This window comes from Stutzerimonas sp. LR2 (genome assembly GCF_055755175.1).
Genome location: NZ_JBVTRR010000045.1, coordinates 1 through 997 on the forward strand (window position 1 = coordinate 1; position 997 = coordinate 997).

Annotated in this window: 2 protein-coding genes; both read right to left on the bottom strand. The window is 49.5% G+C overall.

Annotated features, from left to right (window positions below; all coding sequences use genetic code 11):
• A complete protein-coding gene (locus tag ACVRRC_RS21905) occupies window positions 1-441 on the bottom strand; it encodes a hypothetical protein (RefSeq protein WP_131680399.1) in 441 nt (146 codons plus the stop codon).
• A gap of 13 nt (window positions 442-454) precedes the next feature.
• Window positions 455-997: hypothetical protein (locus ACVRRC_RS21910; RefSeq protein WP_472997562.1), on the bottom strand; the 543-nt coding region annotated here is incomplete at its 5' end.

The window sequence follows — 997 nt, forward strand, 5'->3', positions numbered from 1 at the left end:
TTATGGGCGGTCTTCCAACGCCTGGATTTGGTTGTCGATTGCCTGAAGTTGTACAGCGAAACGCTTTTCGATTTCGTTACGCAGAGCTTGATAGGCAAGCAGTTTGGTTGAATACAGAGGTAAGCCACCGTAGAACTCGGTCGGGTTACCAGCTGCACCGTGAGACTTTGGTTTCGACCACGCAGGATAAATTGCGATGGTTTCACCTTTGAACGACCCGATTTTCGACGCGTCGTAAGTAAAGCCGGTGGTTTTACCTGAAGTCGGGATAGCGATATCCGGCTGAACCTGAGCAGTAGAACGCAGAGCAGAAATAAGAGTGTTCATGATGATTCCTTTGTGTTGTTTGTTTTGTTTACCTGCAATCAGTATCACCCCACTCGCACCGCTGACGAAGAGTACAAACAAAAAAAAGCACCCGGAAAGGTGCTTTTTAAACATGATGGGATTTGCCTCACATCGACAGTTCGTTAATCCGTCCCTCAGGCCTCTTACCCAGGGTTGTCATTTCACCGAACTCAAAGAGTCCGCAAATCTCTTCTCCGATCTGCGCCACCAGCACGCGCCATCGACCGGTACCATTCTCACCCCAACGCGCCACTCCGGCTGCATCCAGCTCTTCTTCAGTAGCGAAGAATTTTGCGCCCTCCAGTTTATCGACAGAGATCAGCAACTGGTTATCTACTGTGAAGCAAATGCCGTGCTGGTTCATGAAGAACAAACGACGCTGCGCATCACGGGTTGAGATAATGGTTTCCCCGTTGGGTAACGGAGTTGCAGACGTAGTTTTCACATTAATCAAGCGCCCTGCTCTCTCCAGGCAACCGATCATAATGCCAACAGCATTGGTCAGATCGCTGTAGGGTGGCAAGCCGACCAGCTTTTGAAATGCCATGCGTTCATCGTGGGTTTTCAACTCCGCAGTTCGGGTGTGAATTTTATTATCATCAAGGTCAGCAGCGCCCTGCTCTGCCAGAATTTTTTGCAGCATCAGGTT

Excerpts from the sequence above, each read along its gene's own strand:
- ACVRRC_RS21905 (WP_131680399.1), bottom strand. The coding sequence starts at position 441 with ATGTTTAAAAAGCACCTTTCCGGGTGCTTTTTTTTGTTTGTACTCTTC.